This window comes from Aeromonas sp. CD, assembly GCF_033349375.1.
Lineage (GTDB): Bacteria > Pseudomonadota > Gammaproteobacteria > Enterobacterales > Aeromonadaceae > Aeromonas > Aeromonas hydrophila.
The window spans coordinates 3,081,944-3,107,583 of record NZ_CP137631.1 but is presented as its reverse complement, the minus strand read 5'-3'; the positions used below and the strand labels follow the sequence as shown (position 1 = coordinate 3,107,583).

Sequence of the window (25,640 nt, the reverse complement as noted above, 5' to 3'; positions counted from 1 at the left end):
GGAATGGTGTCGGATCTAATGTAACAACAACTGAATAAATACCTAAGTACTTACCCCCAGAGAGTTTCAATATCAATATCATCGCTGTCGGGTCTATTACCCTCAGCCATTTCGTTGAACTGAACAACCATTGGAATGTCAAAGGATGTTCCAGTTATAACAGCACATCCTTTTGCTAGGTTAGGTATCATCTGCCTTGATAAATCATCGAGTGAGCTAATCGTATTCTCAAGTAATTTTAGATCTCGATCATTCACTAAGCGATGGATGAAAAAGTTATGTAGTTGGGACATGATCGTAGGTGAAATATCAGCAGGTCTTTGGCTTGACAAAGTCATGAAAAACCCAAACTTCCTACCTTCTTTAATGATTTCTTCAAATAACTCCAGTCGATAATCCTTCCAGGTTTCATTTTCTCTATTTGACTGTGTCGAAAGAATATTGTGAGCTTCATCTATAATCATGTGAAAAGTATGGTGAGGCGGTGTTTGATTTATCACTTTTTGTTTATGTGCTTCATAATAATATTTTGCAAGTAATAGAGGTAGTATTTTCTTTATTTCTTGGTTTGTCTTTCGGAGAGATATAACAGTCAATAACTTTTCTGATGGTAGAGCTTGACCTACGGTAAAAACTCTAGTCAGAGCAGTTAAAGATGCCTCCATCCTTTTTAATAGAGGTTGAATATGATCAAACTGTACATAACCGCTGACAAGGTCAGAAAGAAGTTGGACATTGACTCTTAATCTCAATTCATCAAAGGGTGAAAGTTGACCAATATTTATAGTGTCAATGATGTTCTTGCAATGTGCAATGTATGCAGGGTCATGCTCTCCTCCATTAATGTAATTTGGCTTGGGCTTATTCGGGAAATATAATGGACCATCCTTTCCTTGCCAAGCCATTTGATCAGATAATTGGCTTAATGGTTTTGAGTCTATGATTTTTGCTATTTCACTTATTAAATCTACAAACTCCTTTTTGGGGGCAGTACTTGTTAATGCTCGCTCAAGTGTTTTATTAATATATTTGAATAGGCTATTATGGTTCCCTATGTATTTATTTCTTCCAGAAACTATTCTCTTCAAGAAAGGCTTTTGTGTGTTTTCGGTTGCCTTAAATAAAATACCAAAAATCTCTTCATCCCAAAATACATCATTTACTATGGGGAACTTATTCCCATCTTCAGTACGAGTGTCTAATTGATATACATCCTTGAAATTTATGTCAGAAATCAGCTGTTTATTTGTATACTCACCATTAAAATCTATCACAACAAAGTTACTTTTTCCTTTGAAGTTATTCAGTTTGTTTGTAAATAGTGTTGTGTATAAATTTGTTAGTGTGTTTGATTTACCGCTGCCAGTATTTCCAAATACGCCTATATGAGTATTGAATAGCTTAGCCCAAGGAAGTGATATAGGGACTTCTTCAGTAAGAGTCTCACCGACAATAAATCTATCATCTGGTTTGCCAAAGAGTGATTTGACCTGACTATCATTCATTAGATAAGCAATATCACGAATCATTGGCAAGTGTTTGATACCTTCATGGAAATTATCGAAGTGGAAATATCCAATAGGTACTAGCTCAATTTTACGAATGTAGCAATTGTTTTCCTCATCCCTTACTCTCTCATCAAGGTATTCACCTTGAACTCTTGCAACGATATCTTTGAACCCTCTGCGGATTGATATAAACTCCTGAATTGATACGCCATTGAATTTTTCTCCATTATAGAAAAGAGTTTCTTTATTGGACTCCTCGTAGAGTTCGACAATTATATTTGTTCCCCTGACTGAGATCACTTCACCGATAGCAATGCTCATAGTTCATCACCTAACTCTTCAGCTTCCTCTCTCATTTCTGCAGGTAGCTTCTTCGTATCTTTACCATTTTCTCCCTTTGGTCTACTTAGGGTGAAAACCGTTTTATTAAAATGGCTAAAACTAAGTGGTTCACTATCTGAATAAATGAACTTTACATTTGGATATCCATTGAATTTATCCCTCATCCATTCTAATTCCGGCTTGTTAAAACACGACACGTACATTGTTAAAGATGGATTAGACAAGGAACGCTGAACTAGGGTAAGTATATGCTCATCAGCAAAAGAGAAACCAAACGTAACTAGCACTGAATTCGGTCGCTCTAATTCATAACTTAGATAGCGCAGAATTTGATAGTAAGCCTCTTCAAAAACGGTCTCATGAAATTTCCATTTTGTTGGATTAACAATTGGGATTTTGTTGTAACTTTGCCAAAAATCATTGATATTTAGTGGTGTTAAATCCGTACCAAGCTCAAAGTCGAGCAAATCAATATTTGTTTTGGCTTCATCGTATAGGATTGCTTTGAAGGTGGAAATTATCTCATTTTCATCTTCTTTAAATGTGATGCTGTAATTGCTTATGCCATAATTAATCTCGATGTCACTATCTCGGTCTCCTTTTTCCCAATGAACGGATCCATGAGCATGTAGGATATTTATTTGAGGAAGGATTTGATCGTATCGTTCAAAAACACCTTTATTGACAAGGCGGTTGTTAAAATTCCGAGTATGAAAAATTTTCTTTTGAAATCCTATACTCCCATCATTGACATAAAACTGAGCTGTACGCTCAGCTAGTAACTCCTCACTGGCAGTTTCAAAGCAATTGTCATAATTCGTGGTAAATATATTGGATTTTTTTGCGGAGTTTTTTTGTCTATTTAAGATATGAATCAATGTTGTGATGAAATGCTTATATTCACTGATGACGCTCTCTTTTTGTGGTGTCTTAGGTGGTGCAGGAACCCCCTTAGGGTATACATATGGCAAGCCAGGTTTTATACACTCTTTATAATACAGCATAAAAAGCAATGCTCTCATCTCATTACTGCTTTCAAATTTTTTAGCTAATGTTTCAAATGTATGTTTTTGACCATTTTCATCTTTAATTTCTAAAGCTAAAGTTGGTAGAAAACCATGTGATGCTCCAGCGCCAATTAGGAAGTTTAAATTCTGCTCGTATATATCTTTAACGTTGAATTGGTCAGGCATTTTTAAATCCTAATAAAATAACAAGGGAATATAAGTTATTAAAGCGTTAGTAGTTTGTAATAGGTCGTTCGAGAAGTAACGTTAGGTCTTGGCTAAATGCTAATTGTCGTGCCCTCAATGCAAAACCATTCCCCGAATAAGTAAGAATTGTTAGGTTGGCCTCGGGGTTAAGGATTCAGTTTTTTCTCCCTGTTGTTCGCCGAGGTGGGCCCGTTTGTCCAGGCCGCGAGGCAGGACGCCGAGCGAGCGCCGCGGGGCCAGGGGCCAAATCGGAATTGGACGAGCAACGCTCGCCCCGGTTTGGCGCAAGGACAAGGATGTCCGCAGCGGACTTTGACCGACGCCAGGGATGGTGAAGGTCAAAGCCCATCGGCGCGTGCCGTGCGACAAACGGGTGAACCGAGGGAACCCGACGCAGGAGGGCGAACAAGTGGGGGTGGCCTTTCTTTTGGTGACTTTTCTTTGGCCACGCAAAGAAAAGTCACTTGCCAAGCCGCGCAGCGGCGGCGAAACCCTGTCGAGGGCAGCGCCCTCGTGTCCTGCATGGCGAAGCCATGCCACAAGAGGCGAGCAACCCCTCACCCTAGCCCTCTCCCGCAGGGGGAGAGGGGAGCATTTACCCCGGTGCAATGCGCTTCGCTTATTGGCACCCTACCTGTCTCCCGCAGGGGGAGAGGGGATCGTTCCCCGGTGCAATGCGCTTCGCTTATTGGCACCCTACTTGTCTCCCGCAAGGGGAGAGGGGATCGTTCTCCGGTGCAATGTGCTCCGCTTATTGGCACCCTACCAGTCTCCCGCAGGGGGAGAGGGGACGGTTACCGCGGACGATTACGCTTTGCTAATCGACCCTACAGGCTTATTGCACCCTGCGCCTCATCCCGTGGTGGGAGAGGCGACCCTCCCGCTGCTTGGTGCGCCATCCTCTGGAATGCTAGGATGCCCAACCGTCCTTTATCCAACCCTTATCACTTATGGCAAACCCGCTCGTTGGCAGTAAAAACAGGATCACTCGGGCAGGGCGCTGGCTCGCAACCCGTGGTGCCGCGCTCTTTGCCGAACTCTCGGAGTTTCAGCAGCGCATCTGGGTGGTTAGCATAGTGAACGACACCTACACGGATACCTTTATCGTCAACGAAGGCAGCTTCGAGGAGCCCATGCAGTGGATGCGGCGCAAGCAGTACAGTGCCGACATGCTGCAGCGGGTCGATGCCATGCAGCGCTCCCAGGTGATCCAGGTCGAGCTGGGTGACATCCGCCATCGCCTGATGCGGGTCAAATAACCCGGAGAGCGCCGAGCCGTATTTGGCGTTGTGCCAAACAGGGCGGCGGGCTCACAGTCCGCGCGCTATCTGCCAAAGACGCTGCCGCCCCTGACTGTCGCCGCCACCTTGCGCTCTTGACCATCCATGAATACTCGGGGCCAACAGGGGCCGATGGTCATCTTACGGAACCCGCCTCGGCGGGGCCATCCAAATCCATGAAATTAGTGATGCAACTATCAGAATTAAATGGTTTTTCTCCTTTGCTGCAAAGTGGCAACCGGCGGTTGACCCGCAGTCGGGGTGTGATGGAAGATGAGCGCCATGTCTGGCTGATCAGCAGACAAGCAGAGCGCCGGGCGCAGTGATGAGCAGAGCGGGACAGCGCCACCGACAAAGGCGATGAGCGCCAGGAGCCAGCATGGGCCAGCCCTCGACGGCATTCACAGCCAAGCCGCCGCAGCCAATAACGTCCACGACAGGCGCCACTGCCCTCAATAGGGGCGGTCACCATGGCTCAGAGCGGGCTGACTTCGCGTTGGCTGCAAACGGAGCGCGTTGCCGGACAATCAAGGGTCGTTCGACGACAAAGGCCGCCAAAACCGCAAAAATTGTGCCACGGCGGGGGCGCGCGGCTTGTGAAGGGCCCCCGGGGTTGGCTATCGTTTCAGGAATAGACATGCAAGCAGGGAGGTGTGCATGGACAGAATATTGCAGGCGTTGTCGCTGCAAGTGACCGGGGCGCGGGATCTGGAGAGCCTGACCCGTCCGCTGCTGGAGATGCTCGAGACGGTCACCGGGCTTGAATCCACCTATCTGACCGAAATCGACCTTGGTCACGACACCCAACATATCCGCTTTGCCCGCAACGCCGCCGACCTGCAGATCCCCGAAGGGGCCTCGGTGGCTTGGGACGATACCCTCTGCCGGCGGGCCCTCGACGAGGGGCGTTTCTACACCGAGGATGTGGCGAGCTGCTGGGGGGATTCCCAGGCGGCGCGGGCCCTTGGCATTCGCACCTACCTGAGTTGCCCGGTACGCACCCCTTCGGGCTCCCTCTATGGCACCCTGTGCGCCGCCAGTGCCGAACACAAGCCGCTGACGGCGGGCTCGGATCACCTGCTCGCCTTCTTTGCCCGGCTCATCGCCGAACAGGTAGAGCGCGAACAGCTGCTGCAGCAGTTGCAACAGGCCAACCACGAGCTGTCGCGCCAGGCGCTAAGCGACCCGCTGACCGGGCTGCCCAATCGACGGGCGCTGATGCACGAGCTCAACCGTCTGTTTTCACTGGCGGAGCTGGTCGATCATCCGCTGCTGCTCGGCTTTATCGATCTCGACGGCTTCAAGGCCATCAACGATACCCACGGCCACGACACCGGCGACCTGCTGCTGCAGCGGGTGGCTGCGGCGCTGTCAACCGTGCTGCGCGGCAGCGATCTGCTGGCGCGAGTGGGGGGCGACGAGTTCGTGGCGGTGGGAATGGGGCCGCAGTGTGGCGAGGAGACGCGGGAGGCGGCGGTGCAGGGCTTTCAGCGCAGGTTGTTCGAGGCGAGCCTGGTGCAGCTCGAGGTGCCCGCCGGCCTGCTGCACTACCCCGGCGCCAGCGTGGGGGTGGTGGCCATCGATCCTGCCAGCAGCACGGTGGACGAGGCGCTGAGGCTGGCCGATGCCTGCATGTATGAGGTCAAGCGCCAGCGCCGTCGGCCGAGCTGACCGCGCAGGCGAGACAGACAAGCAAAAGGGGCCCCGGCGGGCCCCTTTTTCATGCCGCCCCTCAGCGGGCGGGGAAGTACTTGGCCTGGATCTGCTGGAACTCGCTGCTGGCCAGCACCTGGGTCAGGCCGCTCTGGAACTCCTTGACCAGCTCGTCGCTCACCGGGTGGCTGAAGGCGAAGCAGAACTGCTCCGAGCTCAGCATCCAGAATACCTTGAACTGGGCGGGATCCAGCTGCTGGGAGGCGATCAGATCCAGCATGGTGGTCTTGTTGGTGGAGATGAGATCGACCCGGCCCGAGGTGAGCATCTTGAGCGCCTGGGGCAGGCGGTTGGCGGTCATGATCTTCTGCTCGTCAAAGCCGTTGTTGAGCAGCAGCTGCTCCCCCACGTCGGCCCGCACCGCCCCTATGTTGTACTTTTCGGCATCCTCCAGCTTGGCGATGTTGACCGGGCTCTTGGCCAGCCCCATCAGCACGATCTCGGCATAGCCGATGGGGCAGGCCCACTTGAACAGCGGATCCCGCGCCTCGGTGCGGGCGGTGGAGAAGAGCACCACGTTGGGTTTCTGGGTCAGCAAGTAGTAACCCCGTGCCCAGGGCATGATGGTGATGGGCTGCTGCGGGGTGTTGGTCTTCTGCCAAACCTGCTGCAGCAGCTCGACGGCGAGCCCGGTGGGGGCGCCGGATTCGTTGGAGAAGTTGTAGGGTTTGTACTCTTCGGTGAGGTAGTGCAGCTTGCCAAGCTCCGGGCTGGCCTGGGCGAGGGTGACAAACGCGAGTGCGGCGAATCCAATCCATTTTTTCATGTTGGCCATCCTGGTGGGGTGTAGCGTCATTCTCAAGTGTTATCAAAGCCCGCCAAATCGCCACTCACCGCGCACTGGCGGCGAGAGCTACCGGGTCTTGCTCAGGGGGCGGGCAGGTATTTGAGCCGCAGCCCCTGATACTCCGAAGAGGCGAGCGCCTGGGTGAGGGCGCGCTGGAACTGCTTGATGACGCCGTCATCCACCTGGCGACTGAAGGCGTAGCAGAGCTCCTCGGCATCCAGCACGAAGGCCACCGTGAAGTCATTGGCATCGAGCTGCAGCGCCTTGATGGCGTCATAGCCCGCCAGCTTGCCGGTGGCCAGCAGATCGGCGCGGCCCGACACCAGCATCTTCAGCGCCTGGCTCAGCCGGTTGGCGGAGATGATGCGGCTCTCGTCCATGCCGCGGTTGAGCAGCAGCTGTTCGGAGGCATCGGCGCGCACGGCGCTGATGCGGTAGTCGTTGATCTGCTGGACGGCGCTGAGGGTGAGGGGGCGGCGCTTGTGGGCCAGCAGCACGTACTCGGAGTAACCGATGGGGCACACCCACTTGAACAGGGGATCGCGGGTGTCGGTGCGGGCGGTGGAGAAGAGCACCACGTTGGGTTTCTGGGTCAGCAGGTAGTAACCCCGCGCCCAGGGCAGGATGCGAATGGGCTGGGCGGGGGTCTGGGTACGCTGCCAGATCAGTTGCAGCAGCTCCACCGCCAGCCCGCTGGGCTGACCGGCCTGGTCGGCAAAGTTGTAGGGGGGATACTCCTCGGTCAGGTACTCCAGCTTGCCGAGTTCGGCCTGCGCCGTGCCAAGGCATGACAACAGCAGCAGGCAACCGCAAAACCTTATCCTCATGGGCATTCCTTGGCGTAGCGCGGGCGATCCATCTTGCCCTAGTGTGGGCAAAAAAGCCTGATATTGCCAGTAGTTACCAGCGCGCTCTGGTATTTCCCACCGGTTTCAACTGTTCATCGCGAAGCCCCACCAAGAGCGCCTTGCCGCTCTCCTGCAGGCGAAATTCGCCGTAGTGCGCCGCCTCGTACTGCTCGCCGGTGCCCTCTTCGAAGAAGTAGGCGTCGGGGCCGATGAGCCACTGGCCACCGCTGCGGCGCACCTGCAGCCGCCGCTCATCGCGGGCCAGCTGATCCGGCTTGCCCCCTTCCACCCAGCTGGCAACCTGCTGCTCGTCGAGGCGGATCACCAGAGTGTCGGCGGGGGCCTCATCTTGTTGCCGGTTGCCGAGCTGGCGGGCCAGCTCGTAGTTGAGGCGCATGTAATCCCCCTGCATCAGGGAGCGGGGGTCGACCGGGGCGAGGCGCAGCAGCACCACCTCGCCGCTGCTCATGGCGCGCTCGTAGCGCCAGACGGTGACGTTGATGGCCGCCAGGATGGTGATACCGGTCAGCAGCAGGGCGAGTCGTCTCATGAGGGGCTCCGCAGGCTCAGCCGTTTGAGCAGCTGGCGGGCGCCGAGCAGCAGGGCGCCCGAGCCCAGCAGCAGCCAGGATTTGGTCATCAGGGTCAGCCCCAGATCGTAGTAATAAAGGGAGCCGAAGCCGACCAGCAGCAGGCCGGCCAGGGTCATCAGGCCGACGCTGCCGGCATAAAAGCCGAGCACCAGCACCAGGGCGCCGGCCCCCATGCCGGGGATGAGGGCACTGATCAGCACCAGCGGCAGCCCGTACAGCAGCGGCAGTTTCAGCCGGACCATCAGCCCCAGCAACAGGGCGGCGCAGAGCAGCGGGTTGAGCCAGAGCGGCAGGCGGGAGTGGCCCAGCTCGTCGAGCATGCTGGCGCCGCCGTCCCACAGCGGATGGTGCAGGCGTCCCAGCACCAGCAGGGAGAGTGCCAGCCCCAGGGTGAGGGATTCATAGAGTTGATGGCGCAGTGGATCGTGCTCGGCCTGCAGCCAGCAGAGGGCCACCGCCGTCATCACCAGCGGCAGGGCCAGCAGTTGCAGGCCGAGGCAGGCGAGGGCAAGGGTGAGCAGGATGGCGGCGGCGAAGCTGTGGAACAGCCGGATCAGCCAGTGCTCGAACAGGGCGGCGATGGCCAGCGACAGCAGGGCGAGGCCGAACCAGAGCGGGGCCGAGTGCAGATCCAGCCGATCGAGCAGGCCGTAGAGCAGCCAGGCGTCACCGGCCAGCGCCAGCGCCAGCACGAACTGATCCCACAGATCGCTGCGGGTGGCGAAGCGGTTGAGGCAAAAGGCGATGACCATCAGCACGATGCCCATCAGCAGGGCGCTGTCGGCATCCCGGGTGAGCTGGGAGAACGACATGAACAGGAAGAACAGCAGGAACAGGGCGGCAATCCAGCCCACCATGCCGAGCAGAAAGCGGCTCGACCAGTGGGGCTGGTCGTCACGGGGGGCATCTCCTTCCACCAGTTGGGCCTGTTGCAGTCGCTGCCAGGGGGTCAGATCACTCATGGGGCCTCCGTTGTTGTTGCAGCCAGCGGCTGGCCGCCACCGACAGGCCGATGGCGATGAGGCAGAGCAGCAGGAAGCCATCCACGTCCGGCTCCATCCATTTGCCGAGCGCGGTCAGCAGCACCACGATGAGGCTCAGGCAGCCCATGGCGAGCCCGGCGATGAATCTATGATGCCAGCGCAGGTAGGCGGCCGCCAGCCAGCCGAGCCAGGCCGGCCAGACCCAGGGGGAGGCGACATCGAACAGCGCCAGCAGGGTCAGCAGGGTGACGCCGAACCCGGCGGCCAGCCCCGCCAGCCAGGAGGGCATCAGCCGGTAGTGAGCGGGCACCAGCAGCAATATGCCCCAGAGGGCGGCGTTGAACAGGGTCAGGCACCAGCCGAGGGCCTCCTCGTTGAAGGCGAAGAAGAAGTTGAACAGGCCGAGCCGCCAGTAGAGCACCAGCGCCAGCTGGCCAAGCAGCCAGCTCAAGGTCCACAGCAGCGGGCTCTGGCCGAGCGCCGCCAGCGGCAGCAGCATCAGCGCCCAGGTGGCGAACAGCTGCCAGGGATCGGCGCCGGTCTGGTAGGTCTGTCCCACCAGCGCCAGCAGGGCGCCGATGTTGAGGGCGATGGCGAGCAGCAGCGCCTGGCGGGGCGTGTCGGCGAGGGGCTTGCGCCACAGCAACAGCAGCATGGCGAGCAGCGGCGGTTCCAGCAGTGCGAGGCGCGAGAGGCGGCCCAGCTCCTGCCAGTTGAAGGCGACGAAGAACACCAGACCGGCGCCGAGGCACAGGCTGCCAAGCCAGAGCAGCAGCCGATCGAACAGCCACTGCCAGCGGGCAGGGCCGGGGGGCAGCTCGCACAGGGCGAGGGCGGCGGGCAGACTGGCCCGCGCGAGGCGTCCACGCCTGACCCAGTCGAGCAGCGTCTGTCTTGAAGTGAAGTGCATGGGATGCTCCATCAGGTTTGCCGCATTATGCCACGGCCATGGCGCCGATTGGCAGCCCCCGTCTGCGGGCGCTACCGGCCCGGCAAGCGGATGCACAAAGCCCCGCCAAAGGGCGGGGCTTGCTTGCAAGGACACGACATGGGCGCGGGAGTGGCGTCGGCAAGTGCTCACCCTTGCCTCGCCACCTTCTGATCCGGCCGGGTCAGGCGAACAGCAGGGTGCTCACCCCGAGGCCCACGAACAGGATGGCGCAGGCGATGCGGATCCCCTTGAGCGGCAGGCGGTCGGCCCCCAGCTTGCCAAGCAGCACCACCGGCACGTTGGCCAGCATCATGCCGAGGGTGGTGCCGGTGATAACCTGGGTCAGCGAGTCGTATTTGGCCGCCAGCAGCACGGTGGCGATCTGGGTCTTGTCGCCGATCTCGGCGATGAAGAACAGCACGAAGGTGGCCATGAAGGGGCCGTATTTGTCGAGCGGGCTCTCCTCGTCGTCCATCTTGTCCGGCACCAGGATCCAGGCGGCCATGGCAATGAAGGCACCGGCCACCAGGTAGGTCATCACCTTGGGATCGAGCCAGCGGCTGATGAACTCGCCAAGCCAGGCTGCGCCGGCGTGGTTGAGCAGGGTAGCTGCCAGCATGCCGGCGATGATGGGCCAGGGCTTGCGAAAACGACAGATGAGCAACAGCGCCAGCAGCTGGGTCTTGTCGCCGATTTCGGCGATGGCCACGCTGAGGGTTGAGGTTAACAAGGCTTCCATAAAAATGACCGGGGGACGGAATTGTTATACCTGAGACAAGCCTGCGCCATCCGTCCCCGGTATTGGCACTGGCCCGTCAAAGGTCTTGTCAAATCCGCGGCTGGCGTGGATCACCCTGACCATGGTGAGTTGGCACCAAGTATGTTGATCAGGGTCGCGAACCGGTTTGGGACCGGCTGGCGAGACTACTCCCCCTCGATGGGAGCGGGCATTCTAGGGAAAAAGCGAAAGTGACGCAAGCCGGGCGGCGCGGGGATCAGCCGCCTACCAGCTTGACGCTGAAACCGGCCTTCTCGAGCTCGGCCTTGATCAGATCCCGTTTGTCCCCCTGGATCTCGATCACTCCCTCTTTCAGGCCGCCGCCGGTGCCGCACTTTTTCTTGAGCAGGGTGGCGAGGCTCTTTTGCTGTTCGGTCGGTACGCCGTGGATGGTGATGACCCCGGCGCCCTTGCGCCCCTTGGTTTCGCGGCGGATGCGCACCACCCCGTCGGTGGGGAAGGGGGAGGCGGATTGCGGCTGGCTCTGTTCTTTGATGATGCCGCCGTCCGTGCTGTAAACCAGGCGGCTGTTGTTGTCGTGACTCATGGCAGTTATTTGTGGGTTAGCTAAGCGGAGTTTGATTTTACTCAAATAAGCGTTGAAAACACGGATTATAATGCCCCAAGTAAAAGAGAATTATTATTGTTTAACTTCAGGAGTCAGTCATGGTACTCGCGCAGTTGTCACCGGGACAGAGTGCTCGCATCAAGAACATGAATCAATTAACCCGTCCCCTGCGGCGCAAGCTGATGGTGATGGGCTTGTTGCCCCAGACTGAAGTCATCTATTTGCGCGCGGCCCCGCTCGGGGATCCGCTGCAGATCCAGTGTCAGGGGATCTGCCTCTCCATGCAAAAAAGCCTTGCCCAGCAAATCGAGGTCGAGCCGGTATGAAATACACCTCACAAAACAATCGTCTTGGTCAAAGCACTATCGAGGTTGAACCGGTATGAACTACTCCCTGGTAACCGTCGGCAACCCCAATAGCGGCAAGACCTCCCTGTTCAACGCCCTGACCGGGGCCCGCCAGCAGGTGGGCAACTGGAGCGGCGTCACCGTCGACAAGAAGATGGGCGAATTCAGTGCCCAGGGCCACGACTACAAACTGATGGACCTGCCCGGCATCTACAGCCTGGCCAACCAGGAGGGGAGCCTGGACGAGCAGATCGCCAGCCGCTTCGTGGAGGGCCAGCAGCCGGATCTGCTGCTCAACGTCATCGACGCCGCCAACCTGGAGCGCTCCCTCTACCTCACGCTGCAACTGCGCGAGCTGGGGCTGCCCATGGTGGTGGTGCTCAACAAGATGGACATCCTGCAAAAGCGGCGCATCACCATCGACGAGCGCAAGTTCGCCAACACCCTCGGCTGCCCGGTGGTGGCCCTCTCGGCCCACAATCGCCAGCAGGTCGCCACCTTCAAGAACCAGATCCAGCAGTTCATCGGCCAGCCGCAGCCGGCGCTGTTGCTGGACTACGGTAGCGAGCTGGAAAAAGATCTGGCGGAGCTCGAGACCCTGCTCGCCCCGCACCACCTCACCACCCGTGGCCGCGCCCTGCGCCTGCTGGAAGAGGATGCGGTGATGCAGGAGACCCTGCTGCCCGGTCAGCAGGCCGCCGCCGCCAACGTGGTGGCCCGCGCTCACCACGGGCAGGATGTGGACCTGCAGCTGGCGGACATCCGTTACGGCCACATCCACCAGTGGGCCGCCCAGGCGTGCCAGCAGAAGGGCAAGCTCACTGCGGCCCAGAGCGAGCGGCTCGATCGGGTGCTGCTCAACCGCTGGTTCGGCATCCCCTTCTTCCTGCTGGTGATGTACCTGATGTTCATGTTCGCCATCAAGGTGGGCAGCGCCTTCATCGACTTCTTCGACATCATGGGCGGCGCCCTGTTTGTCGACGGGGTGCACCACCTGCTGGGGCTCGTCCATGCGCCGGACTGGCTGGGGGCCATCCTGGCGGACGGCTTTGGGGTGGGCTTGCAGACCGTTGCCACCTTCATCCCGGTGATCGGCTGCCTCTACCTGTTCCTGGCGGTACTGGAGAGCTCCGGCTACCTGGCCCGCGCGGCTTTTGTGGTGGATGCCCTGATGCGTCGCCTCGGCCTGCCGGGCAAGGCGTTCGTCCCCATGCTGATGGGCTTTGGCTGCACCGTGCCCTCGGTGATGGCGACCCGCACCCTCAACTCCGAGCGTGAACGGCTGATGACCTCGGCCATGGCTCCCTTCATGTCGTGCGGTGCCCGCCTGCCGGTCTACGCCCTGTTCGCGGTGGCCTTCTTCCCCGAGTCGGGCCAGAACCTGGTGTTCGGTCTCTACCTCATCGGCATCCTGGTGGCGGTGCTCACCGGCCTGTTGCTGCGCAGCACCCTGCTGCCGGGCAAGAGCGACTCCATGCTGATGGAGATGCCGGACTACGAGTGGCCGCGCCCGGTCAACGTCGGCATCAAGACCTGGCAGAAGCTCAAATCCTTCGTCTTTGGCGCCGGTAAAACCATAGTTCTGGTGGTCGCCGTGCTGAGCGTGCTCAACTCCTTGGGTACCGACGGCAGCTTCGGCCACCAGGATCAGGAGAGCTCGGTGCTGAGCAAAATCAGCCAGGCGGTGACCCCGGTGCTGCACCCCATCGGCGTGCGCGATGACAACTGGCAGGCCACGGTCGGCATCGTCACCGGCATCTTCGCCAAAGAGGCGGTGGTCGGTACCCTCAACAGCCTCTACGCCGGCAGCGGCGACGGGGAAGAGGAGGCGAGCGAGTTCTCCCTGGTGAACAGTTTCCAGGAGGCGATCGCCGCGGTCGCCACCAATCTGGCCGACATCGACCCGACCGACCCCATGGGGCTGGCAGTGGGCAACCTGGATGACCAGCAAGCTGCCGCCGAGGCGCAGGAGGTGGACGTCTCCACCTATGGCAACATGCAGAGCCACTTCGATGGCGCGGCCGGTGCCTTCTCCTACCTGTTGTTCGTGCTGCTCTACATGCCCTGCGCCGCCGCCATGGGCGCCCTGGTGCGGGAAACCGGTCGCCAGTGGGCCCTGCTGACCGCCGCCTGGTGCAACTACATGGCCTTCATGTGCGCCACCGTCTTCTATCAGCTGGCCACCTTTGCCGCGCACCCCGAGCAGAGCCTGTTCTGGGTGGCGAGCTACGGCGGCTCCCTGCTGCTGCTCTGGTGGGCCGGTCGTCGCCACGGCGACATCGTCGCCCGCAAGGTGGTGACCCTATGATCCTGCGCGAGCTGGGGGAGTACCTCGCCGCGCAGCAGAAGGTGAGCCGGCGCGAGCTGGCCCGCCACTTCCACACCTCGGAAGATGCGGTGGAGGCCATGCTCGGCGTCTGGATGCGCAAGGGGCGGGTCGCCAAGCGGGAGACCCAGGTGTGCGGTGGCTCCTGCTGCGGCAAGAGCCAGGAGGTGATGTTCGAGTGGTGCGAGCCGGGCCAGATTGGTCTGGTGCAGAAGGGTTGAGCTCACGCCCGATACCCCGCATTCAGATATAAAAAAAGACCTGCCGCTGGCGGGTCTTTTTATTGGCGCGTGTTCGCCGTGTTCGCCGTGTTCGGGTAGGAGGGGGGGGGGCAGATCAGCGCCCCGGCCAGCGCTGGCCCACCTCGGCGTGGCGATACCAGGCCATCAGCGCCTGCTGGCCGGCGACGTCGTCCACCGCCGGTGACCAGGGGGCGAAGTCCTCTTCCCGAAAGGGGGCGTAGGGGCCGTGTTTCACCTCGAAGATGACGGCGCCGGGATCCAGAGAGAGCACCGCGTGCCAGCTGGCGACGGGGGTCTCCAGCACCGAGGTCTCTTCCCCCAGCACTGCGCGGGCAGTGACGGTGCCCTCGTCATCGAAGTTGAGCACCACGAAGCGGCCTTGCAGCGCGGTGAGCAGCTCCCAGGTCTGCAGGTGGCGATGGGGGCGGATATAGGTGCCCGGCTCCATGGCGATGGCCAGGCGCTGGATGGGGTCGGCCAGCTCCTGATGCAGGTTGTGGTTCATGCGCAGGCGCGGGGAGTGGGCGGCCTCGTCGGCGAGGCTGGCAAGGCGGGCAACATCCAGTTTTTTCATATGCGATTCCATGGTGAGACGAAGGCAGGGCCGAGCGCAGAGTAGCATGCCCGGCGGCCTGTCAGGCAAGGGGTGAGCGGTAAGCAAATGTAAAAAGGGAGCCTCTATGACTCCCTCTGCTATGATTGTTCGGCATCACAATCTGGCCAGCATCTCCTTGGTGACCAGCACTATGCCCTGTTCGGAGCGGTAGAAGCGGCGGGCATCCTCGCAGGCGTTTTCCCCCACCACCAGCCCTTCCGGCAGCTTGCAGCCCTTGTCGATCACCACCCGGCGCAGCCGGCAGCCCGGGCCTATCTCGACCCCGGGGAAGATCACCGCCTGATCCAGGGTGCAGAAGGAGTCGACCCGCACATTGGTAAACAGCACCGAGCTCACGATGAAGGAGCCGCTGACGATGGTGCCGCCGGCAAACATGGAGTTGATGGTCATGCCGTGCTGGCCGTTTCTGTCCTGCACGAACTTGGCGGGCGGGGTCATGTTCTGGCTGGTCCAGATGGGCCAGTCCTGATCGTAGATGTCGAGCTCCGGGGTGACGGAGGCGAGATCCATGTTGGCTTCCCAGAACGAATCCACCGTGCCCACGTCGCGCCAGTAGGGGCGCTTTTGCGGGCAGCAGCCGACGCAGGACATGCTGAACGGGTGGGCGTAGGCGGTGCCCTCTTGCACCACCCGCGGGATCACGTCCATGCCGAAATCGTGGTGGGAGGCCGGGTTGGCGAGATCCTCTTCCAGCAACTGGTAGAGGTAGTCGGCCTCGAAGATGTAGACCCCCATGGAGGCCAGCGCGGTGTCCGCTTTACCCGGCATGGCGGGCGGGTTGGCGGGCTTCTCGACGAAGGCGTTGATCTTGCGATCCCCATCCACCGCCATCACCCCGAAGGCGCTCGCCTCATCCCGCGGCACCTCGATGCAGGCCACCGTGACCCTGGCCCCCATGTTGACATGATCGAGCAGCATGGCGGCGTAATCCATCTTGTAGATGTGATCCCCCGCCAGCACCACCACATACTTGGGGCCGTGATCGCGAATGATGTCCAGATTCTGGTAGACCGCATCGGCGGTGCCGCGATACCAGTTGACCTCGTCTACCCGTTGCTGGGCGGGCAGCAGGTCGATGAACTCGTTCATCTGGTAGCGCAGAAAAGACCAGCCGGACTGCAGGTGGCGCAGCAGGCTGTGGGATTTGTATTGGGTCACCACCCCGACCCGGCGAATGCCGGAGTTGATGCAGTTGGAGAGTACGAAGTCGATGATGCGGAACTTGCCGCCGAAATGCACTGCCGGTTTCGCCCTGTTGTCCGTCAACTGTTTGAGGCGACTGCCCCGCCCTCCTGCGAGAACCAAGGCCATGGTCTCGTTCAGCAACTGTCTGGACTGTGCTGTATTGGCAGGTTGTAACAACATTGAATACCCCTTTATTGATAGAACTTCTTGATACTGCCTCCTTTGAAGCCAGTATGAAAGTGCTTTCACTCACACTTCTCACACGGTTTTGCGGTGAAGTGATGGTTTTGTCATTTGTGATGACAAAATCTGTCGCAGATGGCGCGATAGTTCACCAGATGTCACGGCGGGGCCGGGCTGGCGGGGAGGGCGGTGGCGTTGAAGAGCGGCCAGATGCGGGCGTTTCTTGTGCAAACACCCGCCGAAGCGGGTGTTTGCAGGAGCCTTCAGAGGGCGGGCGAGGTCAGAACAGATCGTCTTTTTCGTCCTTGGTGGGCTCGAGGCTCCAGCCGGTGGCATCGCTGCTGCTCGCGATCTGGCCCTTCTCCTTCCACAGCTTGATCTTGAGGCGCAGGTTGTTGGCCGAGTCGGCGTTCTTCACCGCCTCCTCCTCGTCGATCGCGCCTTCCACCACCAGATCGAACAGGGCGCTGTCGAAGGTGACCATGCCGAGGGCCTTGGATTTCTCCATCACCTCCTTGAGGCCGCCAAATTCGCCGCGTTTGATCATGTCGCGAATGGTGTGGGTGCCCAGCATGATCTCCACCGCTGCCCGGCGACCACCGTCGCTGGTTTTGACCAGCCGCTGGGAGACAAACGCCTTGAGGTTGTTGCCAAGGTCGTTGAGCAGCTGGGGGCGGCGCTCTTCCGGGAAGAAGTTGATGATGCGATCCAGCGCCTGGTTGGCGTTGTTGGCGTGCAGGGTGGAGATGGCCAGGTGGCCGGTTTCGGAGAAGGCCAGCGCATGCTCCATGGTCTCGCGATCGCGAATCTCGCCGATGAGGATCACGTCCGGCGCCTGGCGCAGGGTGTTCTTCAGGGCTGCGTGGAAGCTGCGGGTGTCCACCCCCACCTCGCGCTGGTTGATGATGCTCTTGCGGTGGCGATGCACGAACTCCACCGGATCCTCGATGGTGATGATGTGGCCGCCGCTGTTGCGGTTGCGGTGGTCGATGAGGGCCGCGAGCGAGGTGGACTTGCCCGAGCCGGTACCGCCGACGAACAGCACCAGGCCGCGCTTTTCCATGATGGTGTCGAGCAGTACGGGGGGCAGTTTCAGATCCTCGAAGCGGGGGATCTCGGTCTTGATGTTGCGCGCCACCAGCGACACTTCGTTGCGCTGCTTGAAGATGTTGATCCGAAAGCGGCCGATCTGGGGCAGCGAGATGGCGAGGTTCATCTCCAGCTCCCGCTCGAACTGCTGCTTTTGCTCGCCGTCCATGATGGCGTCGGCTATTCTGGCCACCTCGCCGGGCTCGAGCGGCGTTTCACTGAGCGGACGCAGGCCGCCGTTGAACTTGGCGCAAGGGGGGGCGCCGGTCGACAGATAGAGGTCGGAGCCATCCTGCTTGGCCAGGATCTGTAGCATGTCTCGCAATTCCATTGGTTTTGCCTCGTCTATCAAGCAGATGCAATTACATCGAATGTCATTGAGTGTACAGCGTCAGGCGCCGGTGAGTTTCTCGCGAAAGACAAAAAACACCGCGCCCAGGATGCACAGGCCGGCCCACAGGTAATCCCATTTCAGATCCTCTTTCAGATAGAAGATGGAGAAGGGGACGAACACGGTGAGGGTGATCACCTCCTGCAGGATCTTGAGCTGGCCGACGGAGAGCACGGTGTGGCCGATGCGGTTGGCAGGCACCTGCAACAGATATTCGAACAGCGCTATGCCCCAGCTCACCAGGGCGGCGATGATCCAGGGTTTGTGATTCATGCTCTTGAGGTGGGCATACCAGGCGAAGGTCATGAAGACGTTGCTGCACAGCAGCAGGCCGATGCTGGTAAAGATAGGGTTCATTAGGTTCTCCTTTAAAATCAATCGCATTTTATCTCCGAACCACGGGTTTTCATAAGTGGGGCGGCAGGGTATTTTTAATCCATCAAGGATGAAGTCACAGAGGGTTGTACGGGATGGGCAAGACAAGCTGGGGTGTGCTTGGTCTGCTGTTTGCCTGCCTGGTGCATGGGGCGCCGACCCTGACGGTGGCCACCGATGTCTGGCCGCCGTTTCGGATCGTGCAGCCGGACGGCCGCTTCGGCGGACTGGACATGGACATCTTGCAGCAGTTGCAGCGCCGCAGCGGCATCCACTTCGAGGTGAAACGGGTGCCCTGGGGGCGGGCGCTCAAGCAGATGCAGACCGGCCAGGTGGACCTGATGATCGGCTTGGCGATGACGGCGGAGCGGGCAGCCTTCATCGATTATCTGCAGCCGGCCTACTATCAGTGTCGGCCGGCCTTCTACGGCAAGGCGGCGGCGGTATCGACCCTGCGCACCTACGCCGACCTGCAGGGGAAGAAGGTGGGCTATGTGCTCAATTCGGCCTATTTTGCCCCCTTTGATGCCGACAACCGGCTCGACAAGCACGGGGTGCCCACCGAGGATCAGCTGCTGCGCATGGTGCAGCGCGGTCACCTGCCGCTGATGATCGGCACCGACTGCCAGGTGGACTACGCCCTGAGCCAGGACAACGAGGCCGGCCTGCTGAAGGCGGCCTATCAGCCGCCGCAACCTGTGGTGCTCTATCTGGGCATGAGCAAGCACTCCCCCCATCAGGCGCTGCAGCAACCGCTGGCACTGGCCCTGCAGGAGCTGGTGGCAAGCGGCGAGATCGCCGCCCTCGCCAAGCCTTACCAGCCTTGACCTTGGGTAGTAACACGCTGTTATCATGCGTTTTTCATGACTCGCGCCAGCTGCTCGACAGGCTCTGGCGCCGGCTCGTTCTCACCTTCGGAGAGCCCCTGTGTATCTCTCTTTGCTCGCCCGCCAGCAGCGCTGGCAGCGGCGCTGGTTGCTCGGCCTGCTGCTGCTGACCCTGGCGCTGTTCCTCTGCTCCCTCGTCTGGGGCGAATTCGTCTTGCTGCCCTGGCAGCCGCTGGGGGATCTCGAGCAGCGCATCCTGCTGGAGCTGCGCCTGCCGCGCGCCCTGCTGGCCCTGTTGGCGGGGGCGGCGCTCGCTTGCGGTGGTGCCGTGCTGCAGGTGATGCTGCACAACCCGGTGGCCGAACCCGGCCTGCTCGGCGTCTCGAGCGGGGCGGGATTGGCCGCCATGGTGGCGATGGCGGTGGCCAAGGCCCTCGGCGTCTATCTGCCCGGCTGGGGGTTGTCGCTGGCGGCTTTTGGCGGCGCCCTGCTGGTGACCATGCTGCTCATTCGGCTGGCGCGCCGGGCCCGGCTCGGCCATGCCCGGCTGCTGCTGTTCGGGGTGGCCATCGGCATCCTCACCAACGCCGCCATGACCTGGCTGATGTACTTTGCCGATGACGGCTCCTTGCGTGAATTCATGTTCTGGATGATGGGCAGCCTGGCCTACGGTAGCCAGCAACTGGCCTGGTGGTGGCTGCTGTTCCCGCTCGCCCTCGGCTGGCTTGGTTGGCAGGGCAAGGCGCTGCAGCAACTGCTGCTGGGAGAGACCCAGGCCCGCCTGATGGGGCTTGATGTGGACAAGATGCGGGTGCGGCTGGTGCTGGCGGTGTGCCTGCTCACCGGGATGGCGGTGGCGCTGTGCGGCGTCATCGGCTTCGTCGGCCTGGTGGTGCCCCATCTGCTGCGGCTCTGTGGCGGCAGCGATCAGCGCTTCCTGTTGCCTGCCTCGGCGCTGGGGGGCGGCGCCCTGCTGCTGGCGGCCGATCTCATCGCTCGCTCCGTCCTGCAGGCGGGGGAGCTGCCCATCGGGGTCATCACCGCCTCGGTCGGCGCCCCGCTCTTCATCTATCTGTTGTTGAGGCAAGATGCCCATGCCAGCAGCTGATCACCTCGGGGGTCAGTCCCCCTTGCTGGCGGCCCGCGCCCTGGCCGTCGCCAACCGGCTCGTGCCCCTCGACCTTGCCTGGCAGGGGGGCCAGCTGGTGGCCCTGCTCGGCCCCAACGGCAGCGGCAAGTCGACCCTGCTCGGCGCCCTGGCCGGCCTCTTGCCGGGGCAAGGGGAGGTGCGCATCGGCGGGGAGTCGCTGGCGGACTTGAGCTGGCCGGCACTGGCACAGCGGCGCGCCATGTTGCCCCAGCGCCAGCCCCAGCTGTTCCATATCCCGGTGTTTCAGGTGCTGAGCCTGGGGCTCGATGAGGCTCAACCTGCGAGCAGACAGAACGAGGCCATTCAGGCGCTGTGTCAGGCGCTGGAGCTGGAAGCCTTGCTGGCGCGGGACTTCAGCCGCCTGTCGGGCGGGGAGCAGCAGCGGGTGCTGATCGCCCGCACCCTGCTGCAGGTGTGGCCGAGCCTCAACCCTGGCGGACGGGTACTGCTGCTGGACGAACCGCTGGCGGGGCTGGATCTGCACCATCAGCTGGCGCTGCTGCGGCTGCTCAAGCAGCTGGCCGGGCAGGGGTTGCTGGTGGTGCTCGCCATCCACGACATCAACCTGGCCATCGACTGGGCCGATCGCCTGCTCTGTCTGCAACAGGGACGGGTGGTGCGGGAGGGGGGCGTCGAGCTGGTGGACGAGGCGCTGCTGGCGCAGGTGTTTCAGATAAAGACCGATCGCATCGAGGCGGGCGGCCGGGTCTGGTTTATGCCGAGCCTGTGAGAAACAAACAAGGCCCTGGCGTCAGCCGAGGGCCTTTTTGAAGAAGACGACCCGCTCCGTTTCGGTAAAGCCGAGCCGCTGGTGCAACTGCTGGGAGGCGAGGTTGTCGATGGCGGCATCGGAGGCCAGCTCGCGACAACCCAGCTCGCGGCCCCACTGGGCCACCCGGGCAATCAAGGCCTGGGCCAACCCGCGCCGGCGCGAAGCCGGCTGCACATAGACCCCTTCCAGATAGACCACAGGGCTGCTCTCGCAGCCGTTCACGTAATCGCGGCGCAGGGCCGCATCGGCAAAGGCCACCGCCTGGCTCTGCGCATCCAGCACCAGAAAGGCGTTGAGATGGGCAGCGGCCAGCAGCTCGGCCCCTTCCTGCAGATGGGCCGAGAGTGCGTGGTGCGGCCACAACTGCTGGCGCAGGATTGCCCACTGTGCCAGCCGCGTCTTGTCGAGAGGCACGATCCGCCAGTCGGCGTTCGTCATCCGCACTCAGGCCTGCTGCTTGGCAAGGCGCACCTGGGCGGCCTCGGCCAGCATGGCCAGCAGGGTTTCGGTGTCGCTCCAGGAGAGGCAGGCATCGGTGATGCTCTGGCCGAAGGTGACGGCGCAGCCGTTCTCCACATCCTGCCGCCCTTCCACCAGGAAGCTCTCGGCCATGATGCCGGCGATGCCGGTGCGGCCGCGGCGCAGCTGATCGCAGATGTCCTGCGCCACCAGCAGCTGGCGACGGTGATCCTTCATGCTGTTGCCGTGGCTGAAATCCACCACCAGCCGCTCGGGCAGGTCGACGTCGGCCAGCGCTTCGCACGCTTCATCGATGCTGGCGGTGTCGTAGTTGGGGCGGTGGCCGCCGCGCAGGATCACATGGCCATAGGGGTTGCCGGCGGTGCGGTAGATGGTCATCTTGCCGTCCTTGTCCGGGGAGTAGAAGATGTGGCTGTGACGGGCGGCGCGCACCGCATCGATGGCGATGCGGGTGTTGCCGTCGGTGCCGTTCTTGAAGCCGACCGGGCAGGAGAGGGCAGAGGCCATCTCGCGGTGCACCTGGGATTCGGTGGTGCGCGCGCCGATGGCGCCCCAGGTGATGAGATCACTGATGTACTGGCCGGTCACCATGTCGAGGAACTCGGTGGCGGTGGGCATGCCGAGGGCGTTGATGTCCACCAGCAGCTTGCGGGCCAGTTTCAGCCCTTCGTTGACGTCGAAGCTGCCATCGAGGCGCGGATCATTGATGAGGCCTTTCCAGCCGACGATGGTGCGCGGCTTCTCGAAATAGGTGCGCATCACGATGCACAGGCTCTCTTTATACTGCTCGCGCAGGGCATTGAGGCGCAGGGCGTACTCGTGGGCGGCGGCCGGATCGTGAATGGAGCAGGGACCGATGATGACCAGCAGGCGCTGATCCTCACCGGCCAGGATCGCTTCCACTTCGCGGCGGGCATCCAGCAGATTCTGGGCAACGGTGTCGCTTAACGGGAAGGCGTGCGCCAGTTCGCTGGGAGTGATCAGGGACTCCAGGCGACGGGTGCGCAATTCATCGGTGTGAATGGACATACGACTCGATTCTCGAAATGGGTGGCGTGGGCAGTAGCAATGACTGAGTGCCGAAGAGGCAAAGGGATAAAATAAAGCAAAAAACCCCTGATGGAAACCTCGAGGGGCTCTGATAGGATGTGAGCCCCAAAACGATTCCAAATGAGGTAGATAGCGTGGCAAAGCCAGGGGCAACCGGGGTCACCCGCATCATCAATGCAACCGGTTACAGCATGAAGGGGCTCAAGTCAGCCTGGATCAACGAGGCGGCCTTCCGGCAGGAGCTGATGCTGATCCTGCTGTTGATGCCGCTGGCGTTCTGGATTGGAGATACCCTCGAGCAAATCCTGCTGCTGGTCTGCATCAGCTGGCTGGTGGTGATCGTCGAGGTGCTCAACTCCGCGGTTGAGGCGGTGGTAGATCGCATCGGCTCCGAACATCATGAGCTCTCCGGTCGCGCCAAGGATCTGGGCTCCGCCGCCGTCTTTATCGCGCTGGCCCTGAACGCCCTGGTGTGGGGCGCTTTGGTTGGCCGCAACCTGCTGGGTTGGTGGTAAGTCAGGCCGCATTTTCTATCGCCTATTTTCCTGCTACCGCGAGGGGAGCAGGGGGCGAACAGGATTCAGGCGCTGCAGCATAAAAAAGCCCGTCATCACGACGGGCTTTTTGCTGGACGGCTCTGCAGGCCAATCAGTGCAGGATGCGGGCACGGATGGTGCCGCCGATCTCCTTGAGCTTGGCCAGCGCCTTCTCGCTGTGCTCGGTCTCCACGTCGATCACCACGTAGCCGATGTGGCTGCTGGTCTGCAGGTATTGACCGGCGATGTTGATCCCCTCGTCGGCGAAGATCTGGTTGATCTGGTTCATCACGCCGGGCTGGTTGCGGTGAATGTGCAGCAGGCGGCTGGAGCCCTTGTGGCCGGGCAGGGAGACCTCGGGGAAGTTGACGGCGGAGAGGGTGGAGCCGTTGTCCGAGTATTTGACCAGCTTGTTGGCCACTTCCAGCCCGATGTTCTCCTGGGCTTCCTGGGTGGAGCCGCCGATGTGGGGGGTCAGGATCACGTTGTCCAGCCCGCGCAGCGGAGTCAGAAACTCCTCGTCATTGGACTTGGGCTCGCTGGGGAAGACGTCGATGGCGGCGCCGGAGATGTGGCCGCTCTTGATGACATCGGCCAGGGCATCGATATCCACCACGGTGCCGCGGGAGGCGTTGATGAAGATGGCGCCCGGTTTCATCATGCGCAGTTGCTCGGCACCGATCAGATCCTTGGTGGAGGCGGTCTCAGGCACGTGCAGACTGATGACATCGGACATGTTGAGCAGCTCGACCATGCTCGGCACCTGGATGGCGTTGCCCAGGGAGAGTTTGTTCTCGATGTCGTAGTAGTAGACCTTCATGCCGATGCTCTCGGCGATGATGCCGAGCTGGGTACCGATGTGGCCGTAGCCGATGATGCCGAGTTTCTTGCCACGGGCTTCCACCGAGCGGTTGGCTAGCTTTTCCCACACACCGCGATGGCACTTGGCGTTCTTCTCCGGGATGCCGCGCAGCAGCAGCAGGATCTCGCCCAGCACCAGTTCGGCCACCGAACGGGTGTTGGAGAAGGGGGCGTTGAACACCGGGATGCCGCGTAGATGGGCGGCGTCGAGCTCGACCTGGTTGGTACCGATGCAGAAGCAGCCGATGGCCACCAGCTTGTTGGCGGCATCCAGCACCTTCTCGGTGATCTGGGTGCGCGAGCGCAGCCCCACGAAATGCACGTCACGAATGCGCTCGATCAGATCTTCTTCGGAGAGAGAGGTCTTCAGATACTCCACACTGGTATAACCTGCGGCACGAAAGGTTTCCACCGTGTTGGGGTGAACCCCCTCCAGCAGCAGTACCTTGATTTTATCCTTGTCCAGTGAAAACTTGGCAGTCATGACGATCCCTCTATGTTTGCAAAAGTGAGTGCAGATATGGTGTGTGAAGAAAACCGTAAAGTAGCAAAAACGTTTGGGAGAGGGAATATTTGTGACGAAAGTCAAATTCTTTGAAGTTTTCAACGATAGTTGTAAACGAGGGTTTGCAACTCATTGAGCAACCAATAAAAACGGCGCCATGGGGCGCCGTCTTTCATTGGGGTATCTTGGCAGGCACCTTATTGGGTGATGACCCCGTCGGGAGTACCAATCAGCACCACATCCGCACCGTGGTGGGCAAACAGACCGTGGGTGACGGTGCTGACCATGATGCCGTTGAGCTGCCTCTTGGCAGGCAACCTTATTGGGTGATGACCCCGTCGGGAGTACCAATCAGCACCACGTCTGCACCGCGGTGGGCGAACATACCGTGGGTGACGGTGCCGACCATGATGCCATTGAGCTGCGTCTTGGCAGGCAACCTTATTGGGTGATGACCCCGTCGGGAGTACCAATCAGCACCACGTCTGCACCGCGGTGGGCGAACAGGCCGTTGGTGACGGTGCCGACGATGGCATTGAGCTGCACTTCCAGCCCCTTGGCGTCGGTGATGGCCATGCCTTTCACGTCCAGGATGTGGTTGCCGTTGTCGGTGACCACCCCTTCACGCCAGACCGGGTTGCCGCCGAGCTTTCTGATCTCGCGGGCCACGTATTCGCGGGCCATGGGGATCACTTCCACCGGCAGCGGGAAGGTGCCGAGCACGTCGACCGTCTTGGTGTTGTCGATGATGCAGATGAACTTGTCGGCCACGGCGGCGACGATCTTCTCGCGGGTGAGGGCTGCGCCGCCGCCCTTGATCATGTCGCGGGTGCCGTTGATCTCGTCGGCACCGTCCACGTAGACGGAGAGGGCGTCGATCTCGTTGAGGTCATACACTGTGATGCCGAAGCCCTTGAGGCGTTCGGTGGAGGCCACGGAGCTGGATACCGCCCCCTTGATCTCGTCCTTCATGGTCGCCAGTGCATCGATGAAGTGGTTGACGGTAGAGCCGGTGCCTACCCCGACGATGGTGCCGGGAACCACATACTTGAGCGCAGCCCAACCGGCCGCCTTCTTCATTTCATCTTGAGTCATGATCGATCCTTTGGAAAAAAGCGGCCGCATTATATCCAAGCCGCCCCCCCAGAGCGACCACCCAGC

General features: G+C 60.2%; 27 protein-coding genes. 10 read left to right on the top strand and 17 right to left on the bottom strand.

Annotated features, from left to right (window positions below):
* Positions 1–50: 50 nt before the first annotated feature.
* On the bottom strand, positions 51–1,829 hold the full coding sequence (locus R2E40_RS14305) for an ATP-binding protein (protein ID WP_318163682.1): 1,779 nt from the start codon (positions 1,827–1,829) through the stop codon (positions 51–53).
* Positions 1,826–3,043, bottom strand: coding sequence for an SIR2 family protein (locus tag R2E40_RS14300; protein ID WP_318163681.1), 1,218 nt, complete (start codon positions 3,041–3,043; stop codon positions 1,826–1,828). The genes R2E40_RS14305 and R2E40_RS14300 overlap by 4 nt, the downstream gene beginning before the upstream one ends.
* 1,097 nt (positions 3,044–4,140) lie before the next feature.
* Here R2E40_RS14300 and R2E40_RS14295 point away from each other — a divergent pair.
* The 3 genes from R2E40_RS14295 (at position 4,141) to R2E40_RS14285 (ending at position 6,015) form a co-directional block, all read left to right on the top strand.
* Entirely contained in the window at positions 4,141–4,323 is a 183-nt protein-coding gene (locus R2E40_RS14295) for a hypothetical protein (protein WP_236659815.1), read from the top strand.
* A 209-nt stretch (positions 4,324–4,532) separates the two neighbouring features.
* Positions 4,533–4,670: a hypothetical protein gene (locus R2E40_RS14290; RefSeq protein ID WP_318163680.1), complete on the top strand. Its 138-nt coding sequence runs from the start codon at positions 4,533–4,535 to the stop codon at positions 4,668–4,670.
* 331 nt (positions 4,671–5,001) lie between these two features.
* Positions 5,002–6,015 carry a sensor domain-containing diguanylate cyclase gene (locus R2E40_RS14285; RefSeq protein ID WP_318163679.1) on the top strand — a complete coding sequence of 338 codons (1,014 nt, stop codon included), beginning with the start codon at positions 5,002–5,004 and terminating at the stop codon, positions 6,013–6,015.
* 61 nt (positions 6,016–6,076) lie between these two features.
* Here the strand turns inward: R2E40_RS14285 and R2E40_RS14280 are convergent, their stop codons facing one another.
* The 7 genes from R2E40_RS14280 to R2E40_RS14250 form a co-directional block, all read right to left on the bottom strand.
* Positions 6,077–6,823, bottom strand: coding sequence for a substrate-binding periplasmic protein (locus tag R2E40_RS14280; RefSeq protein WP_011706560.1), 747 nt, complete (start codon positions 6,821–6,823; stop codon positions 6,077–6,079).
* A gap of 101 nt (positions 6,824–6,924) precedes the next feature.
* Positions 6,925–7,671, bottom strand: a complete 747-nt coding sequence (locus R2E40_RS14275; protein ID WP_318163678.1) for a substrate-binding periplasmic protein — start codon at positions 7,669–7,671, stop codon at positions 6,925–6,927.
* Positions 7,672–7,744: 73 nt separating this feature from the next.
* The gene (locus R2E40_RS14270; RefSeq protein WP_318163677.1) at positions 7,745–8,242 is read right to left on the bottom strand and encodes a GDYXXLXY domain-containing protein; all 498 of its coding nucleotides are present in this window, start codon (positions 8,240–8,242) and stop codon (positions 7,745–7,747) included.
* A complete protein-coding gene (locus R2E40_RS14265) occupies positions 8,239–9,246 on the bottom strand; it encodes a DUF4401 domain-containing protein (RefSeq protein WP_318163676.1) in 1,008 nt (335 codons plus the stop codon). Before R2E40_RS14265 ends, R2E40_RS14270 begins: the two co-directional genes overlap by 4 nt.
* On the bottom strand, positions 9,239–10,177 hold the full coding sequence (locus R2E40_RS14260; protein WP_318163675.1) for a DUF2157 domain-containing protein: 939 nt from the start codon (positions 10,175–10,177) through the stop codon (positions 9,239–9,241). The genes R2E40_RS14265 and R2E40_RS14260 overlap by 8 nt, the downstream gene beginning before the upstream one ends.
* 202 nt (positions 10,178–10,379) lie before the next feature.
* A complete protein-coding gene (locus R2E40_RS14255; RefSeq protein WP_010633534.1) occupies positions 10,380–10,937 on the bottom strand; it encodes a TMEM165/GDT1 family protein in 558 nt (185 codons plus the stop codon).
* Between the two features lie 256 nt (positions 10,938–11,193).
* On the bottom strand, positions 11,194–11,523 hold the full coding sequence (locus tag R2E40_RS14250) for a translation initiation factor (RefSeq protein WP_042067821.1): 330 nt from the start codon (positions 11,521–11,523) through the stop codon (positions 11,194–11,196).
* 119 nt (positions 11,524–11,642) lie between these two features.
* On the opposite strand from R2E40_RS14250, the gene R2E40_RS14245 reads away from it, so the two are divergent.
* The 3 genes from R2E40_RS14245 to R2E40_RS14235 are packed head-to-tail and all read left to right on the top strand — an operon-like array spanning position 11,643 to position 14,438.
* Positions 11,643–11,870 carry a FeoA family protein gene (locus R2E40_RS14245; RefSeq protein WP_005302641.1) on the top strand — a complete coding sequence of 76 codons (228 nt, stop codon included), beginning with the start codon at positions 11,643–11,645 and terminating at the stop codon, positions 11,868–11,870.
* A gap of 55 nt (positions 11,871–11,925) precedes the next feature.
* Positions 11,926–14,199, top strand: coding sequence for a Fe(2+) transporter permease subunit FeoB (gene feoB / locus R2E40_RS14240; protein ID WP_318163674.1), 2,274 nt, complete (start codon positions 11,926–11,928; stop codon positions 14,197–14,199).
* Positions 14,196–14,438 (top strand): FeoC-like transcriptional regulator, encoded by a 243-nt coding sequence (locus tag R2E40_RS14235; protein ID WP_011706553.1) that lies wholly within the window; start codon positions 14,196–14,198, stop codon positions 14,436–14,438. The genes feoB and R2E40_RS14235 overlap by 4 nt, the downstream gene beginning before the upstream one ends.
* 115 nt (positions 14,439–14,553) lie before the next feature.
* Here the strand turns inward: R2E40_RS14235 and R2E40_RS14230 are convergent, their stop codons facing one another.
* The 4 genes from R2E40_RS14230 to R2E40_RS14215 form a co-directional block, all read right to left on the bottom strand.
* Complete coding sequence (locus R2E40_RS14230) at positions 14,554–15,033, bottom strand: WbuC family cupin fold metalloprotein (RefSeq protein WP_167385334.1); 480 nt, start codon at positions 15,031–15,033, stop codon at positions 14,554–14,556.
* A gap of 135 nt (positions 15,034–15,168) precedes the next feature.
* Complete coding sequence (gene glgC / locus R2E40_RS14225) at positions 15,169–16,440, bottom strand: glucose-1-phosphate adenylyltransferase (protein WP_024946380.1); 1,272 nt, start codon at positions 16,438–16,440, stop codon at positions 15,169–15,171.
* 283 nt (positions 16,441–16,723) lie between these two features.
* A complete protein-coding gene (tapW, locus tag R2E40_RS14220) occupies positions 16,724–17,863 on the bottom strand; it encodes a type IVa pilus ATPase TapW (protein ID WP_318163673.1) in 1,140 nt (379 codons plus the stop codon).
* A gap of 60 nt (positions 17,864–17,923) precedes the next feature.
* The gene (locus R2E40_RS14215) at positions 17,924–18,280 is read right to left on the bottom strand and encodes a DMT family protein (protein ID WP_005302630.1); all 357 of its coding nucleotides are present in this window, start codon (positions 18,278–18,280) and stop codon (positions 17,924–17,926) included.
* Positions 18,281–18,393: 113 nt separating this feature from the next.
* Here R2E40_RS14215 and R2E40_RS14210 point away from each other — a divergent pair, with 113 nt between their 5' ends.
* From R2E40_RS14210 to R2E40_RS14200, 3 genes are all read left to right on the top strand, one after another.
* Positions 18,394–19,125: a transporter substrate-binding domain-containing protein gene (locus R2E40_RS14210; protein ID WP_318163672.1), complete on the top strand. Its 732-nt coding sequence runs from the start codon at positions 18,394–18,396 to the stop codon at positions 19,123–19,125.
* Between the two features lie 100 nt (positions 19,126–19,225).
* Positions 19,226–20,233: a vitamin B12 ABC transporter permease BtuC gene (gene btuC, locus R2E40_RS14205; protein WP_318163671.1), complete on the top strand. Its 1,008-nt coding sequence runs from the start codon at positions 19,226–19,228 to the stop codon at positions 20,231–20,233.
* Positions 20,220–21,005, top strand: coding sequence for an ATP-binding cassette domain-containing protein (locus tag R2E40_RS14200; RefSeq protein ID WP_282467605.1), 786 nt, complete (start codon positions 20,220–20,222; stop codon positions 21,003–21,005). Before btuC ends, R2E40_RS14200 begins: the two co-directional genes overlap by 14 nt.
* A 21-nt stretch (positions 21,006–21,026) precedes the next feature.
* Here the strand turns inward: R2E40_RS14200 and aac(6') are convergent, their stop codons facing one another.
* Together aac(6') and R2E40_RS14190 are read right to left on the bottom strand one after the other, a co-directional pair.
* A complete protein-coding gene (gene aac(6'), locus R2E40_RS14195; protein ID WP_318163670.1) occupies positions 21,027–21,485 on the bottom strand; it encodes an aminoglycoside 6'-N-acetyltransferase in 459 nt (152 codons plus the stop codon).
* A gap of 6 nt (positions 21,486–21,491) precedes the next feature.
* Positions 21,492–22,556, bottom strand: a complete 1,065-nt coding sequence (locus R2E40_RS14190; RefSeq protein ID WP_318163669.1) for a 3-deoxy-7-phosphoheptulonate synthase — start codon at positions 22,554–22,556, stop codon at positions 21,492–21,494.
* A 155-nt stretch (positions 22,557–22,711) separates the two neighbouring features.
* Between R2E40_RS14190 and R2E40_RS14185 the strand changes: the two genes are divergently transcribed.
* Entirely contained in the window at positions 22,712–23,092 is a 381-nt protein-coding gene (locus R2E40_RS14185) for a diacylglycerol kinase (protein WP_011706544.1), read from the top strand.
* Between the two features lie 133 nt (positions 23,093–23,225).
* Here R2E40_RS14185 and serA read toward each other — a convergent pair whose 3' ends face one another.
* Both serA and rpiA read right to left on the bottom strand, forming a co-directional pair.
* The gene (gene serA / locus R2E40_RS14180; protein ID WP_024946386.1) at positions 23,226–24,458 is read right to left on the bottom strand and encodes a phosphoglycerate dehydrogenase; all 1,233 of its coding nucleotides are present in this window, start codon (positions 24,456–24,458) and stop codon (positions 23,226–23,228) included.
* A gap of 462 nt (positions 24,459–24,920) precedes the next feature.
* A complete protein-coding gene (gene rpiA / locus R2E40_RS14175) occupies positions 24,921–25,574 on the bottom strand; it encodes a ribose-5-phosphate isomerase RpiA (RefSeq protein WP_011706540.1) in 654 nt (217 codons plus the stop codon).
* Positions 25,575–25,640: the final 66 nt, after the last annotated feature.

Coding starts and splice junctions, on each gene's coding strand:
- R2E40_RS14305 (WP_318163682.1), bottom strand. CDS start 1,829: ATGAGCATTGCTATCGGTGAAGTGATCTCAGTCAGGGGAACAAATATA.
- R2E40_RS14300 (WP_318163681.1), bottom strand. CDS start 3,043: ATGCCTGACCAATTCAACGTTAAAGATATATACGAGCAGAATTTAAAC.
- R2E40_RS14290 (WP_318163680.1), top strand. CDS start 4,533: ATGCAACTATCAGAATTAAATGGTTTTTCTCCTTTGCTGCAAAGTGGC.
- R2E40_RS14285 (WP_318163679.1), top strand. CDS start 5,002: ATGGACAGAATATTGCAGGCGTTGTCGCTGCAAGTGACCGGGGCGCGG.
- R2E40_RS14280 (WP_011706560.1), bottom strand. CDS start 6,823: ATGAAAAAATGGATTGGATTCGCCGCACTCGCGTTTGTCACCCTCGCC.
- R2E40_RS14275 (WP_318163678.1), bottom strand. CDS start 7,671: ATGAGGATAAGGTTTTGCGGTTGCCTGCTGCTGTTGTCATGCCTTGGC.
- R2E40_RS14270 (WP_318163677.1), bottom strand. CDS start 8,242: ATGAGACGACTCGCCCTGCTGCTGACCGGTATCACCATCCTGGCGGCC.
- R2E40_RS14265 (WP_318163676.1), bottom strand. CDS start 9,246: ATGAGTGATCTGACCCCCTGGCAGCGACTGCAACAGGCCCAACTGGTG.
- R2E40_RS14260 (WP_318163675.1), bottom strand. CDS start 10,177: ATGCACTTCACTTCAAGACAGACGCTGCTCGACTGGGTCAGGCGTGGA.
- R2E40_RS14255 (WP_010633534.1), bottom strand. CDS start 10,937: ATGGAAGCCTTGTTAACCTCAACCCTCAGCGTGGCCATCGCCGAAATC.
- R2E40_RS14250 (WP_042067821.1), bottom strand. CDS start 11,523: ATGAGTCACGACAACAACAGCCGCCTGGTTTACAGCACGGACGGCGGC.
- R2E40_RS14245 (WP_005302641.1), top strand. CDS start 11,643: ATGGTACTCGCGCAGTTGTCACCGGGACAGAGTGCTCGCATCAAGAAC.
- feoB (WP_318163674.1), top strand. CDS start 11,926: ATGAACTACTCCCTGGTAACCGTCGGCAACCCCAATAGCGGCAAGACC.
- R2E40_RS14235 (WP_011706553.1), top strand. CDS start 14,196: ATGATCCTGCGCGAGCTGGGGGAGTACCTCGCCGCGCAGCAGAAGGTG.
- R2E40_RS14230 (WP_167385334.1), bottom strand. CDS start 15,033: ATGAAAAAACTGGATGTTGCCCGCCTTGCCAGCCTCGCCGACGAGGCC.
- glgC (WP_024946380.1), bottom strand. CDS start 16,440: ATGTTGTTACAACCTGCCAATACAGCACAGTCCAGACAGTTGCTGAAC.
- tapW (WP_318163673.1), bottom strand. CDS start 17,863: ATGGAATTGCGAGACATGCTACAGATCCTGGCCAAGCAGGATGGCTCC.
- R2E40_RS14215 (WP_005302630.1), bottom strand. CDS start 18,280: ATGAACCCTATCTTTACCAGCATCGGCCTGCTGCTGTGCAGCAACGTC.
- R2E40_RS14210 (WP_318163672.1), top strand. CDS start 18,394: ATGGGCAAGACAAGCTGGGGTGTGCTTGGTCTGCTGTTTGCCTGCCTG.
- R2E40_RS14200 (WP_282467605.1), top strand. CDS start 20,220: ATGCCAGCAGCTGATCACCTCGGGGGTCAGTCCCCCTTGCTGGCGGCC.
- R2E40_RS14190 (WP_318163669.1), bottom strand. CDS start 22,556: ATGTCCATTCACACCGATGAATTGCGCACCCGTCGCCTGGAGTCCCTG.
- serA (WP_024946386.1), bottom strand. CDS start 24,458: ATGACTGCCAAGTTTTCACTGGACAAGGATAAAATCAAGGTACTGCTG.
- rpiA (WP_011706540.1), bottom strand. CDS start 25,574: ATGACTCAAGATGAAATGAAGAAGGCGGCCGGTTGGGCTGCGCTCAAG.